The sequence below is a fragment of the Faecalibacterium sp. An77 genome (assembly GCF_002161315.1).
Taxonomy (GTDB): domain Bacteria; phylum Bacillota; class Clostridia; order Oscillospirales; family Ruminococcaceae; genus Faecalibacterium.
The window spans coordinates 48,924-66,964 of record NZ_NFHK01000014.1 but is presented as its reverse complement, the minus strand read 5'-3'; the positions used below and the strand labels follow the sequence as shown (position 1 = coordinate 66,964).

Sequence of the window (18,041 nt, the reverse complement as noted above, 5' to 3'; positions counted from 1 at the left end):
CCTGGTATTTTTCTGCAGTTGGCCGACCGCAGACTTATTTTACCAGAAGGTCTTTTTATATGTAATTTTTCTACACTCCCCGGCAGAGCCGGGGGTTGTTTTTACGCTTAAGCAAACAACACAAGAAAATCCCGCTGTCATCGGACAGCGGGATTTTTTGTTTGAGTTACAGTTTTTTGTAGCCGGGGGGCTCGTCGGCGGGGCAGCGGCGTTCCATCAGCCAGGTGTCCAGCCAGCGGCCGTGGCAGTCCCGGGCAATCCGCTCCCGGCGGCCCACCTCCCGGAAACCGCATTTGGTGTGGAGGCGGTGGCTGGCCTCGTTGTCCTGCAGGACGGTGGACTGCAACGTCCAGTATCCGGCCTGCTCGGCCTCCCGGCACAGGGCGGTCAGCAGGTGATAGCCGTAGCCCCGGCCCCGGTACCGCTCCCCCACATAGATGCTCACCTCGGCGACGCCCCGGTAACACCAGCGCATATTCACCCGGGAAAGCACAGCCCAGCCCGCAATCTGGCCATCCGGCGCCAGAATCACCAGCCTGCATTCCTTGATGTGGGAGGCGTCCCAGGCACTGTAAGGCGGGCAGGCGGTTTGAAAGGTGGCGTGCTCGGTGGCGATTCCCTCCTGGTAGATTGCGGCGACCGCAGGCCAGTCGTCGGGCCGCATGGGCCGGATCAACATTGATTCATCCATGTAAATTGTTCGTCCGTTCTTTCGTATCAGAATATCTGGCCAGACAGCTCCGCCTCGGATACATATCCGGAGGCCACTACCTTGGCCCGCATGGCCGCATACAGCTCGGCCTTGGTTGCCTCATAATAGGGATTGACAAACAGGATGCCCAGGCCGAACAGCAGATAGCCCAGAATGTTCCATCCACAGAAGGACAGGTCCAGCACAAAGATGTTCCACTTTTCCCCGTCGGTCATGATGGTGCTGATCTCAGCGGCGCGGGCGGCCTCCAGATTGGGGTTTTCGGCCAGCAGATAGGGCACAAAGGTGTACTGATAGCTCTTGATGACGCCCGGGATCACCAGCAGCAGGGTGTAGAGGAAAATCCGCAGGTTGACGTAGAACATCCCGCTGACCAGGCCCCAGTAGTTGGTGGTGAAGCCCGAGAACAGGACTTTCAGGCTGGTCTCCCGGGAGCGGTTTTCCATCATGTAGCGGCACTGTCCCACCCGAATGATGGGGGTGAACAGGATGCCCCAGCACAGGACGACCACCAGGGCCAGAACCAGAGCCAGGATGCCCAGCATCAGAAAGGCCGTGCTGAGGATGGCGGTGATGGGATTGCCGCCCAGCAGGCGGGAAGCCTGTTCCACAGCGCCGGAGGAGCTGCCTCCGCTGTTTCCGCTGAAGTTGATGTTGAGATCCACGCTGCCGGTGAGGATCGAGGCGATCAGGCACATCAAAAAGACATTCCAGTAGCTGCGCCGCAGCACCGTTTTTGCATTGGCTTTTAAAAGGGCGCGTGTCCACATAAATAAGGACCTCCTTATCGAAAGAAAACAAATCGTTTTGGCAAGAGGTATTCACAGTATAGCAGATTTTGCCCCAAAGCACAATGCTGCGCCCCGCGCAAAGGTTTTGACAAGACGGCCCCGGACGGTTACAATAGGGTTGGGTACGCCGGCCGCCCGCCCCCTGCACCGGCAGACAAGGCGGGGCCGGCAGGACGGAAAGGAATCATGAATATGTTCACAACCAAGAAAAAACTGTGCATCGGCGCGGCGGGGCTGATGCTGGGCGCGCTGCTGGCCGCGCCCGCCCGGGCCCAGGCGCCCTACCTGACCACAGAATCCACGGTGGCCGAGCTCCACGCCAACGAAGGCATTGTGGGCTCGGGCTTTGACAGCTGGGACCGGGGCAGCCTGTGGCCGGAACAGCCCTGGGAATACGCCAACTGGACCTTGCGGCAGTATACCGGCGACACCGCTGCGGACGCGGTGGCGGGGCTGAACCTCATCATTGACAACTACAACAAGGGGATTCAGGTGACCTACCCCCTCTACACCCAGGAGGAGATCGCCCAGGAACCCTCCCGGGCCGACGCGGAAATCTACTATTTTCCCGCCGAGGAGCCGGGGACCAAGTATGCCCTGCTGCTGTCGGGAAATATGATGGAGCGCAGCGCCCGGGTGGATGAGTGCTGCGGCGCGGTGAGTCAGCTTCACGAGATGGGGTATGCGGCCTTCATCCTGAAGTACCGGATGGGCCATAACCTGACCGACAACGCCAACTACAACGACCTGGTCCGGGCGGTTCAGTTCATCACGGAACACGCCGGCGAACTGGGGGTTCAGGCCGAGGACTACGCCCTGGTGGGACATTCCGCCGGCGGCCAGCTGTGCGGCATCTTCGGCACCGACCGGATGGGCTACAGCAATTACGGCCTGCCCAAGCCGGGCGCCCTGCTGCTGGCTTACCCCATCGTCAATTATATGTACAGCAAACCCTGCTTTTTCTATGCGTACGACGGCGCCGAGCCGGGCGATTACCTGGCGCCGGGGGATTACTATTACAATATTGAGCTGGCCGCCGAGGTGACGGCCAATTTCCCGCCCACCTATCACTGGTACGGGCGGAACGATAAAACATTGGGTCTGATCTTCCAGCCGCTGCAAAGTCCGGCCCTGGACCGGGCTCTGGAGCGCAATGGCGTGATGCACCAGATGGTGGTCTACGACAATGCGCCCCATGGCGTCGGGGTAGGCACCGGCACCGACGCCGAAGGCTGGCTGTATGATGCAGCGGACTTCTGGGAGGAAGCCGTAGCCGCACAAGAGGAATAAGAGAGGGGAGAGAAAACCTATGCCTTTGGATTGCAACGAAACCTTTCGCAGCCTGAATACCGGCCTGCCGGACGATGTGGCCCGGCTCAAGGCGGCAGGGTATTACGACGAGGCCATCGCCCGGATTGACGCACGCCTGGCGGAGGACTGGACCTCCACCCAGAACGGCCCCAACCGGGCCGCCAACCCCACCCCGCAGGGGGTGGATGCCCAGCGGATAGCCCTGCTGGCCCAGCGGGAGATGATGTGCCGTCTGCCCCGGGAATATCCCTACACCGAGGCCCAGGCCGTGGCCCGGATGCAGTCTCTGGTGCGGGACTTCACTTTGGAGGAGTTCCGGGCCCTGGACCGGGCCGGCCGGGTGGACTGGCGGTTTGTGGAGGGGGTAAAGCACTATCAGAAGCGCTTTGCCGAGACTCTGCTGGACACCGACCCCGCCTATGGGGCCCGGCGGCTGGACCCCGGCCCCGACGGCAGCGCGGCCCGTGCCCGCCGCCGCGCCGTCCATGAACAGATGGTCCGCACCGGCAGCGCCTCGGCCCGAATTACGGTGGAATCCAGCATCGGCATGAGCGATACAGCCTTTGACGCCGCTCTGGCCCGGGCCAAAGCCCAGGGACGGGACAGCGTCCATGTCCGGGCCTGGCTGCCGGTGGCAGCTGCCTGCGATACCCAGAGCGATCTTTCCATCGACTTCGCCTCGGAGCAGCCGACCCATGTGGCCCCTGCGGATGCGCCTCAGCGCACCGTGTTCTGGGAGGCCGACCTGACCCAAAACCGCTCCTTCACCCTGCGGTACAGCTACACCCAGACCGCCCGCTATGCCGACCCGCTGAGCTTTGAACCCGACCCGGTTCAGCCCGATTTTGATACCGGCGAGGAGGCGCCCCACATTGTCTTTACCCCCTATCTGCGGGCCCTGGCGGCCCAGCTGACCGAGGGGGTTACCAGCCCGGCGGAAAAGGCCCGGCGCTTTTACGATTACATCACCCTGAATGTCCGCTATCACTACCAGCCGGCCTACTTTGTGCTGGAGGATATCCCCACCCGCTGCGCCGCCGACCGGCGGGGAGACTGCGGCATCATGGCCCTGACCTTTATCACCCTCTGCCGCATTGCCGGGATTCCTGCCCGGTGGCAGAGCGGCCTGGCGGTGGGGCCGGACAAGTGCGGCTGCCACGACTGGGCCATGTTCTACATTGCCCCCAAGGGCTGGATGTACGCCGACTGCTCTTATGGCGGATCGATGGCCCGGGCCGGGGAAGAGGAACTGCGCCGGCATTACTTTGGCAATCTGGACCCCGGCCGGATGGTGGCCAACCGGGCCTTTGAAGCGCCCTTTGATCCGCCCATGACCGGCTTCCGGGCCGACCCCTACGACAACCAGTGCGGCGAAATCGAGGCCGACGGCGTGGGACTGTATGGGGACGACGTGGTCACCGCCAAAGAAACCCTCCGCTACGAGGAAAAATAAGGAGAAATCATGGAAGTAATTGTTGCTGCACTCTGCCTGCTGCTGTTGCTGGCGGGGGATGTTTTGCTGGTGGTGCTGCTGATGCGCAGCCGCCGCCCCGATGACCAGGACCAGATCCAGGAGCTGGAGGACTGGCTGGAACAGCGGCTGGCCGCCCAGGAGGATGCCTTCAACAAGCGCCTGCGGGACAGCCAGGCCGCCCTGGCCGACCAGAACTATGCCGCCATCCGGGGCGTCCAGAACGCCGTGGAGGGGATGGGGGCCCAGCTGACCAACAGCCAGGCCGTCCAGCAGAAAAACCTGGAGGGCCGGTTCCAGACCATGGAGCGAACCCTGGAGAGCCGCCTGCGGACCCTGGAACTGTCCAACGAGCAGAAGCTGGGGGACATGCGCCGCACCCTCACCGAGGGAATGGACGCCGTTCGGGCCGAGAACGCCAAAAAGCTGGATGAAATCCGCCACACGGTGGACGAACAGCTTCAGGATACCCTGCAGAAGCGGGTGAGCGAGAGCTTCAAGACGGTGAGCGACCAGCTGGAACAGGTGTACAAGGGCCTGGGCGAGATGCAGACCCTGGCCGCCGACGTGGGCGGCCTGAAACAGGTGCTGTCGGGCGTTAAGACCCGCGGCATTCTGGGCGAGATCCAGCTGGGGGCCATTCTGGAGGAGATTCTGGCCCCCGAGCAGTACGCCACCAACGTGGCCACCATCCCGGGTTCCACCCAGCGGGTGGAATTTGCGGTCAAGCTGCCCGGCGCCGACGGCCAGAATGTCTGGCTGCCCATTGACTCCAAGTTCCCCGGCGACACCTACGCCCACCTGCAGGACGCCTATGCCGCCGGAGATCCCCAGGCCGTGGAGGCGGCCCGCCGCGCTCTGGAACAGGTGATCCGGGCCGAGGCCAAGGACATCCGCACCAAGTACGTGGAGCCCCCCTATACCACCAATTTTGGCATCCTGTTCCTGCCCTTTGAGGGCCTGTATGCCGAGGTGGTGAACCAGGGCATGGTGGAGAGCCTTCAGCGGGACTACCAGGTCAACGTGGCCGGCCCCAGCACCATGGCCGCCCTGCTGAACAGCCTGCAGATGGGCTTCAAGACGCTGGCCATCCAGAAGCGTTCCAATGAGGTCTGGCAGGTGCTGGGCGCCGTCAAGACCGAGTTTGAAAAGTTCGACAAGGGCCTGTCCAAGCTGCAGGAGCGGCTGCGCCAGTCCGACCGGGAACTGGACGACCTGATCGGCACCCGCACCCGTGCCATCAACCGGAAACTGCGCTCGGTCCAGTCTCTGGACGACGCCAGCGCCGCCGTCCTGCTGGAACTGGACGCCGCCCCGGGTCAGCCGCCCCGGGCCAGCCTGACCGATGGCGACGATGCATGAGCAAATTTTTCAGCCAATGAGAAGATCAGCCATTGCTTTTTCCCTACAAGTATGGTATGATAAGTCGGCCCGGTGGAAACCCGGGCTTGTGAAACGAATACGGGGCGGCAGCCAAAAGCTGGTCTCCCTTTTAAAATGGGCTTAAAAACAACGGAAAGGACGACTTGCGATGAACGTACATAAGACAAAGATTACTGATTCTGTCCTGGGCATCAGCCTCAATGATACCACCCTGGACCTGTTCGAGAGCCAGTACCCTGTGCCGGGCGGTGTGAGCTACAACTGCTACCTGATCCGGGATGAGAAGACCGCCGTCATGGATACGGTGGACGCCCGCGCCACCGATCTGTGGATGGAGACCCTGGAGGCCGAGCTGGCCGGCACCGCTCCCGATTACCTGGTGGTGTCCCATGTGGAGCCCGACCACTCGGCCAATGTGGCCCGCCTGGCTGCCAAGTACCCCGAGATGAAGGTGGTGGGCAACGCCAAGACCTTTGCCTTCCTGGCCAACTTCTTCCCCGGCGCCATTCCGGCAGACCGTCAGGTGGTGGTGAAGGACGGCGACCAGCTGAACCTGGGCGCTCACACCCTGACCTTTGTCTTTGCCCCCATGGTCCACTGGCCCGAGGTCATGGTCAGCTATGAGTCCAGCGAAAAGCTGCTGTTCTCGGCCGACGGCTTTGGCCGGTTCGGCGTGGTGGCCGACGGCGACAGCTTCGCCAACTGGGTGGAGGATTCCCGCCGCTACTTCCTGAACATCGTGGGCAAGTATGGCGCTCAGGTGCAGGCCCTGCTCAAGAAGGCCGCCGGCCTGGAGATCGCCCAGATCTGCCCCCTGCACGGCCCCGTCCTGAACGGCGACCTGGCTCCCTACCTGAGCCTGTACGACACCTGGTCCAAGTACCTGCCCGAGGCTGCCGATGAGATTCTGGTGGCTTCGGCTTCCATCCACGGCAACACCCGTGCAGCCGCCCACACCATGGCCGAGAAGCTGCGTGCTGCCGGCGCCAAGGTCACCGAAATGGACCTGACCCGCACCGATGTTTCCTATGCGGTGGCTGAGGCCTTCCGCTGCGGCAAGATGGTGCTGGCCTGCGCCACCTACGACGCCGCACTGTTCCCCGCCATGGAGGCTTTCCTGGCTCACCTGAAGTCCAAGAACTTCCAGAACCGCACCGTCGGCCTGATGGAGAACGGCATGTGGGCTCCCATGGCCGCCAAGCTGATGACCGCCTCCCTGACCGCCATGAAGGGGATGACCCTCTGCGAGCAGGTGGTCACCGTCCGCGGCGCTGCCCATGCCGCCGAGGAAGCCCAGATGGACACCCTGGTCAGCGAGATCGTCGCAAAGTAAATTATATCCCTCGCCCTGTCCGGGTAAAATAAAAATCCGCCGTTTCAGACCTGTGCAGGTTTGGAGCGCGCGGATTTTTCTTTTTGTTTCGGGCAGAATAAGAAAAGCCCTCTGCGGCCGGGAGGGCTTGCAGCACAGCAGGGGGAGCGCTGTATCTCGCGGACCGTGAAATTAGCGGCGGTCAGCGCCGGATGCCGTTTTGGTCAAAGGTGCGCTTGAGGGCGGCCTCGGTGGGGAAGATGCACCCCACCAGAGGGATCATCTGGAGCAGACAGAGGACCGTCCCCACAGAGCCCACGGTGCCCGCCGGCTGGCCCATGACTGCCAGCAGGGGAATCAGCGTCAGCGGCAGCAGAACCAGACCCCAGCGGAACCACAGCCGGCCGCAGTACTGGTGGGCGAAAAGCCAGGTGTCCTGGTTTTTCATGGACCGTGTGGTGCGGTAGCCGAAGATTGGATTGACGGTTTTGGGAGGCCGTTTGAGGAACAGATACCCGAAGCCGATCATGATGGCTGGGATCAGCAGGTCGCTGGCCAGCATGAAAAACCAGTATCCCATTAGCGTCTCCTTTCGCCGGGCGGGCCCGGATACAAAAACCGGCAGCAGAAAAATTCTGCTGCCTGCGGCGGTTTTGGGGTTATTTCAGGTCGTCCAGAATGTCGGGCCAAAGGGCCTTTTCCTGGCGCAGCGCGTCGAAGCAGCAGTCCAGATACAGCTTGTGGGCGGCCGGGATGATGGTGCGCCGGAGCAGGAACTGCTCGTCGTTCAGTTCGTTGTCCGCAGGGCGGTCAAAGCTGCGCAGCCCGAACACAGATCCCACGGCGGCCTCCAGCTCGGCGCAGAAGGTGTTGTAGGCGGTCGCGGGGGTACAGTACTCCTGCTGGATGGAGAACAGAAGCTGGATGTTCTCCATGGAAAGCACGTTCTTGACCGCGATAATGTACATCAGATAGCCAATCTGATCCCGGGTGTATTTTTTGCGCACCGGATGGGGGATAAGCCCTTTTTTGACATAGTTGCTGACCATCGAGCCCGTCAGCTCAATCCCCGGAAACGTGCGGAAATGGAGATTGACATATTGAACGGTCTGGTCCAGGTACAGCCCCATGCCGGGAAGTTCATCGTACCGGGGCAGGGCAAAGCCCGCAGCCGAAGCCGCAATGCGGCGTTTCGTTTCAGTGTTCATATTTTTAGTATACAGCGATTCATTGAAAAGTCAACAGAAATTGAAAATAAAAACCTTTTATTAAGATTCTTAGATATTGTTGACAAGTTATCTGAAAACTGATATGATGGGTGCAGAAAGCACAACTTGTTCAACCACGAACGAGTGCTGAAAGCTACGGTTGGCGCTTGCCGGCTGCAGGAATGGAGAGATGTATTGTATGAAACGGAAAATCGTTGTGGATTCGTCATCGAATCTATGCCAGCTGCCGGGGGTTGATTTTGCCTGTGTGCCGCTGAAGATCATCACCGATGAGCAGGAGTATGTGGATACCCCCGACATTGACGCGTTCGCCATGGCCTCGGCCATGCGCAGCTACAAGGGGAAGAGCTCGACCTCCTGTCCCAACGTGGGGGACTTCCTGGCGGCGTATCAGGGTGCGGACGAAATTTTTGTTGTGACCATCACCGGCACTCTGTCCGGCTGCAATAATGCAGCCCGGATGGCGGCCGAAGAATATCAGGACATCAACCCCGGCACCAAAGTTTATGTGCTGGACAGTCTGTCCACCGGCCCCGAAATGTCTCTGATCGCAGCGCGGATGGCCGCCCTGGCCCAGACCGACGCCACCTTTGAGGAGATCTGCGCGGCGGTGGAGGAGTACAGCCATCACACCCACCTGCTGTTCTCGCTGGAGTCGCTGAACAATCTGGCCCGGAACGGCCGCGTCAAGCTGACGGCGGCCATGGTGGCCCGCGCCCTGGGCATCCGGGTGGTGGGTCAGGCCAGCCCTCAGGGCGACCTGGGCATCATCTGCAAGACCCGCGGCGAGCACGGCGCCCTGGAGCGCCTGATCCTGGAAATGCGGGACAAGGGCTTTGCAGGCGGCCCGGTGGAGATCGCCCACTGCGACAATGAGAAGGCGGCCCGCCGCCTCAAGCTGATGATCGAGGCCATCTGGCCCGCCGCCAAGGTGGAGCTGGTGTGCTGCGGCGCGCTGTGCAGCTTCTATGCAGAGCTGGGCGGCCTGTTGGTGGGCTATGAGGATGCAGAGGCTCCGGCCATCTGATCCGGCACCGGTCGAGTAAAACGAGGAATCCCAGAGGCAAAGCTGCCCCCCGACGGGGGCGGTTTTGCCTCTTTTTTTGCCTCCGGCTTGCAAAAAGCGACCCGGGGCGGTATACTGACAGGGAATACGATGTTCCCAACACAGCCTGTGCGGGCCCGGAGGCACAGGCCTGCCGTCAGAGAGGGGGAAAGCTATGTTTCGACTGCCCATCGTAAAATTTTTCAGCCGGTTTATCAACCGGATCACCATTACGCTGCTGCTGATTCTGGTTCAGGTGGCGTGGATTGCCTCGCTGTACCTCCGCCTCACCGAGTACGCCGCCTGGCTGAACAGCGTCATGGTGGTGATCAGCGTGCTGATTATCCTGTTCCTGGTGCGCAAGGATGAAAACCCGGCCTACACCATCGCCTGGATGGCGCTGATCGGCATTATGCCGGTGTTTGGCGGGTTGATGTACCTGTTCTGGGGCAACAAACGGCCCTCCCGCCAGATGCGGCGCCGGATGGAGGCGGTGGACCGCCGCCATCGGGGCCTGGTGGCCCAGCACCCGGACCAGGTGGGGGAGCTGGACCCGCGGATGCGGGAGCTGAGCGGCTACATTGCCAAATACGGCCCCTGGCCGGGATGGAAAGGTACCTCGGCCCGCTATTTTTCCAGCGGTGAGGAGATGTTCCCCCACCTGCTGGAGGACCTGAGAAACGCCAAAAAGTTCATTTTCCTGGAGACCTTCATCATCCGTCCGGGGGTTATGTGGAACGCCGTGGAGGACATCCTGAAGGAAAAAGCCGCCGCCGGCGTGGACGTCCGGGTGATTTACGACGATATGGGCTGCCTGACCACCGTGCCTTCCGGCTTTGTGGTCCGGCTGGAACGGGCCCATATCCGCTGCATCCCCTTTAACCCGGTGGTGCCTCTGGTGTCTTTGGTGATGAACCACCGGGATCACCGCAAAATCGTCTCCATCGACGGCAATATCGCCTACAATGGCGGCACCAACTTTGCCGACGAGTATATCAACGCCGAGGAGCGGTTCGGCTACTGGAAGGACGCCGCCGTCCGGCTGGAGGGCAGCGCCGTCTGGAACTTCACCCTCATGTTCCTGAACTTCTGGAACTCCTTCCGCCCCATGGAGGAGGACTACAGCGCCTTCCGGCCCACCGTGCAGGCCCGGCCCGACGGCGTGATCCAGCCCTATGCGGACAGCCCTCTGGACGAGGAGCGCCTGGCCGAGAGCGTCTATCGGGATATCATCGACCAGTCCCGGGACTATGTCTATATCTTCACCCCCTACCTGGCCATCGGAGAGGATTTGATGAACTCCCTCAAGCTGGCCGCCAAGCGCGGGGTGGATGTGCGGCTGGTGCTGCCGGCCATCCCGGACAAAAAGATTGTTTTCCGGCTCAGCCGGTCCTATTATCTGCCGCTGCTGCGGGCGGGGGTCAAGATCTATGAGTTTACCCCCGGTTTCATCCACTCGAAATGCTATGTCAGCGATGACCGGGTGGCGGTGGTGGGCAGCATCAATATGGACTACCGCAGCCTGTATCTGCACTTTGAGTGCGGCACCCTGCTGATAAACAACAGCCAGGTGGCGGCGGTGCGGGCCGACGCCGAAAAGACCTTTGCCCAGAGCCGCCGGATCACCATGGACGACTGCCGTACCAGCCTCATGGGCACCCTGCTGGACGATGTGCTCCGGCTCGTCAGCCCCATGATGTAAAAAGGTTTGTTCCCTGCGCCTTTTCTTTGGAAAGGGCGCTTTTTGCGTGGCGGGTGTGTATAAAACCGGCGCCGGCCGGGCAGACTACCCGCAAAAGAGCCCCAGCCGGGGCGTCAGCAATCAGCAAAGGGAGCGAAAGAATGAGAGCAAATCAATATCTGGCAGCGCTGGCCGCGGCGGCCCTGCTGCTGACCGCCTGCGGAAAAATGGACGACAGCTCGTCCAGCAGTTCGTCGGGAAGCAAGCCGGGCAGCGGGTCGGCCTCCGGGCAGAAGGATGACGCATGGAAAACCGGTCTGGCCATCCGGACCGAGACCGAGGCGGGGGATAAATCCGGCAAAATCCACTCCATTGCGGCGGCGGTTCTGCTGGATGAGGATGGACGGATTGTCCAGGTGGTGCTGGACGAGCTGGAAGGCAAAATCAGCACCACCGAGGCCGGCGCCGTGACGGTGGCCGAGGACCTGCGGACCAAGCGGCAGAAGGGGGATGAGGATTACCCCCTGTCGGCAGTGTCCTCCATCGGCAAGAGCTGGGCCGAACAGGCGGACGCCTTTGGGGAATACCTGATGGGGATGACCGCCGATGAAGTCAGCCGCCTGTCCACCGATGCGGACGGCTACGCCAAGGATGCAGACCTGCTGTCGGGCTGCACCATCAAGGTGGACGGCTACCGCGAGGCGGTGGAGGCAGCCTGCGCCCAGGCTCAGGCCATGGGCGCCGCCGAGGGGGACAGCCTGGCGCTGGGCATTGAGACCACCGACGCCAGCACCACCCTCCAGGCCACTTCGGACAAGAATGCCATGCCTCAGCTGGACGTGACCGCCGCCGCCCTCACCGTCAACGGCTCGGGCCGGGTCACCAGCGCCGTCTGCGATATGGCGGAGCCTTCTTTGAAGGTGGATGCCAAGGGCATGGTGTCGGGAGACGGCGAGGTCAAGAGCAAACACGTGCTGGGGGATGACTACGGCATGCGCAAGGCCTCGGCCCTGGGCAAAGAGTGGTATGAACACAGCGACGGCTTTGCCGGTTACCTGAAGGGCAAGACCGCCGAGGAGATCGAGAAGATCCCCGACGACGGCAGCGATGCGGACCTGGCGTCCATGTGCACCATCGATATCACCGACCTGCAGAAGGCCGCGCTGCGGGCCATGGACACCCTGCGGAGCTGACCGGACAGCGGCCCCGGCGGGGAGGTAAAAATAGATATTTTTCCGCCCGAAATAAACGCGCAGATTGTCCAAAAAGACGCTTGCTAATTTCAGCATCCTGCACTATAATAGCAACCAATCACACAGCGTCCTGCCCCATTTTGGAGCAGGGCGCTTCAGCGTGTCAGAGACACGCTCCAGGGGGAACCCATTTCTGCCTGCATACGCAAGTCAGAAATTCCTTCCCCCTGGTATCCCCCTGGGGACAAAATTTCGAGCCAAATCGCGCACTAGGCCTTCGGCTACGCACACAATTTGGCTCAAAATTTCCCTGGCGGTATCCAGACCGTACGCACATGTCGTCCGGTCTGGATTTTTCTGTGGCATGAAACGTCCTGCCCCATTTTGGAGCAGGGCGCTTTTCGTGGGGATTTTTTGGAAAAAACGATTGGATGCACCCGCCAAAGGGGCGGGGCCTTCCGCAACGGCGGAAGGGCTAAGGAGGATGTATCTATGACAAAAGACATGACCCAGGGCCAGCCCCTGCGGCTGATCCTGCTGTTTGCGGTGCCCATGATGCTGGGCAGCCTGTTCCAGCAGTTCTACAACATGGCCGACACCATCATTGTGGGCCGGTTTGTGGGTGTGGACGCCCTGGCCGCCGTGGGCAGCGTCGGCGGCCTGAGCTATCTGGTGCTGGGCTTTGTGAACGGCATCGCCTGCGGCTTTGCCATCCCGCTGGCCCGCTGCTTTGGTGCCAAAGATGACACCGAAATGCGCCGCTACACCGCCAATTCCGTTTGGCTGTCCCTGATTTTTGCCGCTGTGCTCACGGTGGTGACGGTGGCTCTGACCCGCCCCATTCTGGTCCTCACCAACACCCCCGCCGACATCATCGACCTGGCGGATGTGTATATCCGCACCATCTTCGCCGGGATTCCCTTCACCCTGCTGTACAACGTCACCAGCGCCTTCATGCGGGCGCTGGGAGACAGCCGCCGCCCCCTGTACTTCCTGCTGGTGGCCAGCGCCCTGAACATTGTGCTGGACATCGTCTTTGTTCTGTTCTTCCACGCAGGGGTCTTTGGCGCCGCCCTGGCCACCGTCATCAGCCAGGCCGTGGCCGGTCTGTGGAGCCTGGCGTACATGGTCAAAAACTTCCGGATGCTGGGCTGGTCCCGGGAAGAAGGCCGCTTCAGCACCGGCCACTGCGCCAAGCTGTGCATGATGGGCCTGCCCATGGGTCTCCAGTGCAGCATCACGGCGGTGGGCAATATCGTCCTGCAGACGGTCGTCAATGGTCTGGGCAGCTCGATTGTGGCCGCCATGACCGCCGGCAGCAAGGCGGGACAGATTCTGTCGGTGCCCCTGGAGAGCATTGGCACCGCCATGACCACCTACACCAGCCAGAACCTGGGCGCAGGCAGCCTGCCCCGGGTCAAGCAGGGGGTGCGGACGGCGCTGGGCATCAGCATTCTCTACAGCATCGCCTCCTTTGTCATCCTGCACTTCTCGGATACCCTGCTGATCGGTCTGTTCCTGGACAGCGCCCAGGACGCCGGCGGGACCATCATGTCCAACGCCCAGGAGTTCCTGTTCTGGAACAGCGTATTCTATATCCCTCTGGCGGTTCTGATTATCTACCGCTATTCCATCCAGGGCCTGGGCTATTCCGGCCTGGCCATGTTTGCCGGCGTGTTTGAGATGTTCGCCCGGGCATTGGTGGGCTTCTGGATGGTGCCGGTGTTCGGCTATTGGGCCGGCTGCATCGCCAGCCCGGTGGCCTGGTTTGCGGCCTGCTTCTTCCTGATCCCGGCCTACCAGGTGGTGATCCGCCGCCTGGACAAAAACCGCGGCGGCAGCCAGTCCGCTGCCGGGCATGCCGGCGTTCGTCTACGCAAGGCCTGAAATTGATACAGAGTCCGTCCGCTCCGGCTGGTGCCGGGGCGGATTTTTTATACTGGTCCCAATTTACAAAATCCGCCCGAAAGGGTATACTTATCTATTATGAGCTTATTAGGGGAAGGGGGCGTCCGCCCATGGAAGACCAGCAGCTGGAACAGCTGGAAGGAACCATTGAGGACATTATTTTTGAGAACAGCGACAGCGGATATGTGGTGTTTGAGCTGTCGGGCGGGGGCACCCTGACGGTGGTCTGCGGCACGCTGGGGGAACTGCACGTGGGCCAGAGCGTGGTGTGCCGAGGCAAGTACGAGACCCACGCCACCTATGGCCGCCAGTTCCACGCCGTCGAGTGCATCACCGATATGCCCAAGGACCTGGACGCCGTCTATGCGTTCCTGGCCAGCCGGTCCCTGCCCTATGTGGGCCCCGCCACCGCCCAGAAGATCATTGAGAAGTTCGGCGCCGCTTCTCTGGACGTCATTGCCAACGAGCCCGCCCGCCTCACCGAAATCAAGGGCATTTCGGCCGACAAGGCCGACCGCATCCAGCAGGAATTCAAGCGGATGTTCGGCATGCGGGAACTGATTGCTTACCTGGCCCAGTTTGAGATCGGGCCCCGGCGGGCCATGGAGGTGTTCCGCACCTTTGGGCCGGGGGCGGCTCAGGCCATCGCGGCCAATCCCTATCTGCTGTGCGGCGAGCCGCTGCAGCTGGATTTTCGCCACGCCGACAGCATCGCCCAGTACTATCAGATGGAAGGGGACTGCGCCCAGCGCCTGGAAGCCGCCCTGCTGCGGACCCTGCGCCACAACGCCGGCAACGGTCACACCTGCCTGCCTCGGGAGCGCCTGGTGGCCACCGCCTCTTCCTTTATCCATCAGCCCCCCGAAAAGCTGACCGACGCCCTGGAAAGCTGTCTGGTCAGCGGGGAACTGGCCTCCCGCACCTGGAACGGCGGGGAATACATCTGCCTGCCTGACCTGCTGGCTGCGGAGGAGGCCATCGCCGACCGGCTGGCGTCCCTGGTCCGCCGGGAGCCCCAAAAGGCCCACCACATTGAGCGGGACATCCAGGTGCTGGAACTGTCCCAGGGCTTCGCCTATGCCCCGGAACAAAAGGAGGCCATCTGCCGGGCCGTCACCGAGAACTGTCTGGTGCTGACCGGCGGCCCCGGCACCGGCAAGACCACCACCGTCAACGCCATCCTAAATATTTTGGAGAGCCAGGCCGAGCGGGTGGCCCTCTGCGCCCCCACCGGCCGGGCCGCCAAGCGTCTGAGCGAGCTCACCGGCCGCAAGGCCTCCACCATCCACCGCCTGCTGGAGGTGGATTATTCGGGGGGCGTGGTCAGCTTTATCCACAACGAAAAGAACCTGCTCAAGTGCGACGTGGTGATTCTGGACGAGATGAGTATGGTGGATGTCCAGCTGTTCCAGAGCCTGCTGGCAGCCCTGCGGCCCAACTGCCGGATCATTATGGTGGGAGATGCCGACCAGCTGCCCAGCGTGGGCCCCGGCAATATCCTCAGTGAGGCCATCCGGTCCGGGGTGGTGCCCACCGTCTGCCTGAAGCGGATTTTCCGCCAGGCCAAGCGCAGCCTGATTGTGGAGAACGCCCACAACATCGTCAGCGGCCGCCCCCTGCAGAAGGGCGGCAAGGAGGACGATTTCTTCTTTCTGGAAGCGGACGGCGAGGTCTGCCAGAAGCTGGTCTGTGACCTGGTGACCACCCGTCTGCCCCGCAGCTATGGTTTTGACCCGGTGCGGGACATCCAGGTCCTTTGTCCCACCAAAATGGGCCCCTGCGGCACCCAGGCCCTGAACAGCCTGCTGCAGGATATGCTGAATCCGCCCGCCCCGGGCAAGCCTCAGCTGCAAAGCGCCTCCCGGGTGTTCCGGGTGGGGGACAAGGTGATGCAGGTCCGCAACAACTACGAGATCATCTGGCACCGGGACGGCGGCGAACAGGGGGTAGGGGCCTACAACGGCGATATCGGCATTGTGGAGTCCATCAATACCCGGGACCGCTCCATGGTGGTGCGGATGGATGACCGCCGCCTGATCTACCCCGCCGAGAACCTCAGCGAGCTGGAAACCGCCTACGCCATCACCATTCACAAGAGCCAGGGCAGTGAGTTTGCGGCGGTGGTGCTGCCGGCGGCCCAGGTGCCGCCCCGGCTGTGCTACCGGAACCTGTTTTATACCGGGGTGACCCGCGCCCGCAAACTCTGCGTGACGGCGGGCCGGCGGGACACGGTGGCCGCCATGATGGCCAATGTCCGCCAGAACCTGCGGTATTCGGGCCTGGCCGCCCTTCTGCGGGAGGCCCTGCCCCCCGAGCAGCAGGCGCTGGAAACAGGGCCAAAAACTGGGGCGTGAGCTGCGCCCCGATGAGAAATTGCTATACTTTTGGCCCTGAGTATGGTATACTGAAAGCTGGATTTTTACAGCTCAACCTGAGCTTTCATCAAGATAGGCTGTTTCGTGGATAGAGAAAGGAACGTTTGGATTATGGCACAGAATGATATCGGGATCGATCTTGGTACAACCACCATCATCATCGCACAGGAGGGCAAGGGCGTGGTCCTGAACCAGCCCAGCATTGTGGCCATCGATACCCGCAAAAATACCGTCCTGGAGGTGGGCGACAAGGCCCTGGCCATGGTGGGCCGCACCCCCAACTACATTTCGGCCACCTTCCCCCTGAAGGATGGCGTCATCAGCGACCACACCATGACCCGTGAGCTGATCTGCCGCTTTGTGAATCAGGTCTACAGCTCCCACATGGTCAAGCCCCGCGTGGCGGTCTGCGTGCCGGCGGCCATCACCGGCATCGAGAGCGACGCCGTGGTGGAGGCCGTGGTGGCGGCCGGTGCCCGTCAGGTCTACCTGATCGACGAGCCCATCGCCGCGGCCCTGGGCTCGGGCATCGATATCACGGTGCCCGACGGCCGGATGATCATTGACATCGGCGGCGGCACCACCGATATCGCCGTCCTGTCCCTGGGCGGCAAGGTCAAGGCCACCAGCGTCCGGGTGGCAGGCAACCACTACGACGACGAAATCCTCAAGCATGTGCGGGCCAAGTTCAACATCGCCATCGGCCAGCGCACCGCCGAGGAACTGAAAAAGCGGGTGGCCTGCTGCCCCCAGAAAACCGATTTTGACGAGACCATGGAGATCAAGGGCCGCAGCCTGCTGACCGGCCTGCCGGTCCGTGTCAATGTGTCCACCAGCGACCTGTATGAGCCGGTCATGATGCTGAGCGAGCAGATCGGCACCGCCGCCCATCAGGTGCTGGAGAAGACCCCGCCCGAGCTGGCCGGCGATATCTACAAGAACGGCGTCATGCTGACCGGCGGCGGCGCCCAGCTCCACGGCCTGCCCGAATACCTGAGCCAGGAGCTGAAGGTGGACGTCTACGTCTCGCCCGATCCGGTCAACTGCGTGGCTCTGGGCACCGCCATGAGCCTGAGCATCGGCGACAAGCTGGAAGTGGGATTCACCGATGCAACCCCCCGCATCGGCCGGCGCTGAGCGTCCCCGGCCTGCAAAAAACAAACGGTCCGCCGGACCAAGTAAAGGAGGATGAAGGATGGATTCCAGTCTGATTATGTTTGTGGTGGTTTTGGGAGCCGTGGTTCTGGCCTATGTGCTGCTGCGGGGCAAAAACCAGATTCCCTCGCCTGAAATCTCTTCCAAGCCGTCCCGGCCGGCGCCCTCGAAAGCCCAGCCCGCTGCGGCTCCGGCTCCCAGCATTGAGCCGGGCATCCCGCCTGAGGTGGTGGCCGTCATCGCCGCTTCGGTCTGCGCCATGAGCGGCGGCCAGTACACCCTTCGGGCTGTGCGCCGGGCCAGCCGGGCCACCTGGGCCCGTGCGGGCGCAGTGGATGTCACCGCACCCTTTTGAACCTTCTGAAAGAAATCAGCACCAACAGCGCCCGCTCCAGAGACTTTGGCCCGGAGCGGGCTTCTTCTGATTCGCGCCGGAGGATGGCACAGAGGCCGCAGGAACGGGCGGATATTACGA

At 62.1% G+C, this 18,041-nt stretch carries 15 protein-coding genes; 11 read left to right on the top strand and 4 right to left on the bottom strand.

From position 1 onward, the window contains the following. Positions 1-166: 166 nt before the first annotated feature. Positions 167-691, bottom strand: a complete 525-nt coding sequence (locus B5G28_RS06950) for a GNAT family N-acetyltransferase (protein WP_087247238.1) — start codon at positions 689-691, stop codon at positions 167-169. 26 nt (positions 692-717) lie between these two features. After that, on the bottom strand, positions 718-1,482 hold the full coding sequence (locus tag B5G28_RS06945) for a DUF975 family protein (protein ID WP_087247236.1): 765 nt from the start codon (positions 1,480-1,482) through the stop codon (positions 718-720). A gap of 207 nt (positions 1,483-1,689) precedes the next feature. Between B5G28_RS06945 and B5G28_RS06940 the strand changes: the two genes are divergently transcribed. The 4 genes from B5G28_RS06940 (at position 1,690) to B5G28_RS06925 (ending at position 7,001) form a co-directional block, all read left to right on the top strand. Next, complete coding sequence (locus tag B5G28_RS06940; RefSeq protein WP_087247234.1) at positions 1,690-2,793, top strand: alpha/beta hydrolase; 1,104 nt, start codon at positions 1,690-1,692, stop codon at positions 2,791-2,793. A gap of 19 nt (positions 2,794-2,812) precedes the next feature. Beyond that, on the top strand, positions 2,813-4,267 hold the full coding sequence (locus B5G28_RS06935; RefSeq protein ID WP_087247232.1) for a transglutaminase-like domain-containing protein: 1,455 nt from the start codon (positions 2,813-2,815) through the stop codon (positions 4,265-4,267). 9 nt (positions 4,268-4,276) lie between these two features. After that, entirely contained in the window at positions 4,277-5,647 is a 1,371-nt protein-coding gene (gene rmuC, locus B5G28_RS06930) for a DNA recombination protein RmuC (protein WP_087247230.1), read from the top strand. Positions 5,648-5,816: 169 nt separating this feature from the next. Then, entirely contained in the window at positions 5,817-7,001 is a 1,185-nt protein-coding gene (locus tag B5G28_RS06925; RefSeq protein ID WP_087247228.1) for an MBL fold metallo-hydrolase, read from the top strand. Positions 7,002-7,182: 181 nt separating this feature from the next. Here the strand turns inward: B5G28_RS06925 and B5G28_RS06920 are convergent, their stop codons facing one another. Beyond that, entirely contained in the window at positions 7,183-7,560 is a 378-nt protein-coding gene (locus B5G28_RS06920; protein WP_087247226.1) for an SdpI family protein, read from the bottom strand. Positions 7,561-7,639: 79 nt separating this feature from the next. Beyond that, positions 7,640-8,188, bottom strand: coding sequence for a DUF1836 domain-containing protein (locus tag B5G28_RS06915; protein WP_087247224.1), 549 nt, complete (start codon positions 8,186-8,188; stop codon positions 7,640-7,642). A gap of 199 nt (positions 8,189-8,387) precedes the next feature. Between B5G28_RS06915 and B5G28_RS06910 the strand changes: the two genes are divergently transcribed. The 7 genes from B5G28_RS06910 to B5G28_RS06880 all read left to right on the top strand — a co-directional run bounded on the left by B5G28_RS06910 (position 8,388) and on the right by B5G28_RS06880 (position 17,921). Next, positions 8,388-9,236 (top strand): DegV family protein, encoded by an 849-nt coding sequence (locus B5G28_RS06910; protein WP_087247222.1) that lies wholly within the window; start codon positions 8,388-8,390, stop codon positions 9,234-9,236. Positions 9,237-9,429: 193 nt separating this feature from the next. Next, positions 9,430-10,956, top strand: coding sequence for a cardiolipin synthase (gene cls, locus B5G28_RS06905; protein WP_087247220.1), 1,527 nt, complete (start codon positions 9,430-9,432; stop codon positions 10,954-10,956). 140 nt (positions 10,957-11,096) lie between these two features. Next, on the top strand, positions 11,097-12,128 hold the full coding sequence (locus B5G28_RS06900) for a hypothetical protein (RefSeq protein WP_087247218.1): 1,032 nt from the start codon (positions 11,097-11,099) through the stop codon (positions 12,126-12,128). Between the two features lie 492 nt (positions 12,129-12,620). Next, positions 12,621-14,015, top strand: coding sequence for an MATE family efflux transporter (locus tag B5G28_RS06895; protein ID WP_087247217.1), 1,395 nt, complete (start codon positions 12,621-12,623; stop codon positions 14,013-14,015). A gap of 131 nt (positions 14,016-14,146) precedes the next feature. Further along, positions 14,147-16,390: an ATP-dependent RecD-like DNA helicase gene (locus B5G28_RS06890; protein WP_087247215.1), complete on the top strand. Its 2,244-nt coding sequence runs from the start codon at positions 14,147-14,149 to the stop codon at positions 16,388-16,390. Between the two features lie 132 nt (positions 16,391-16,522). Beyond that, a complete protein-coding gene (locus B5G28_RS06885) occupies positions 16,523-17,548 on the top strand; it encodes a rod shape-determining protein (RefSeq protein WP_087247213.1) in 1,026 nt (341 codons plus the stop codon). A 58-nt stretch (positions 17,549-17,606) separates the two neighbouring features. After that, complete coding sequence (locus B5G28_RS06880; protein WP_087247211.1) at positions 17,607-17,921, top strand: hypothetical protein; 315 nt, start codon at positions 17,607-17,609, stop codon at positions 17,919-17,921. Positions 17,922-18,041: the final 120 nt, after the last annotated feature.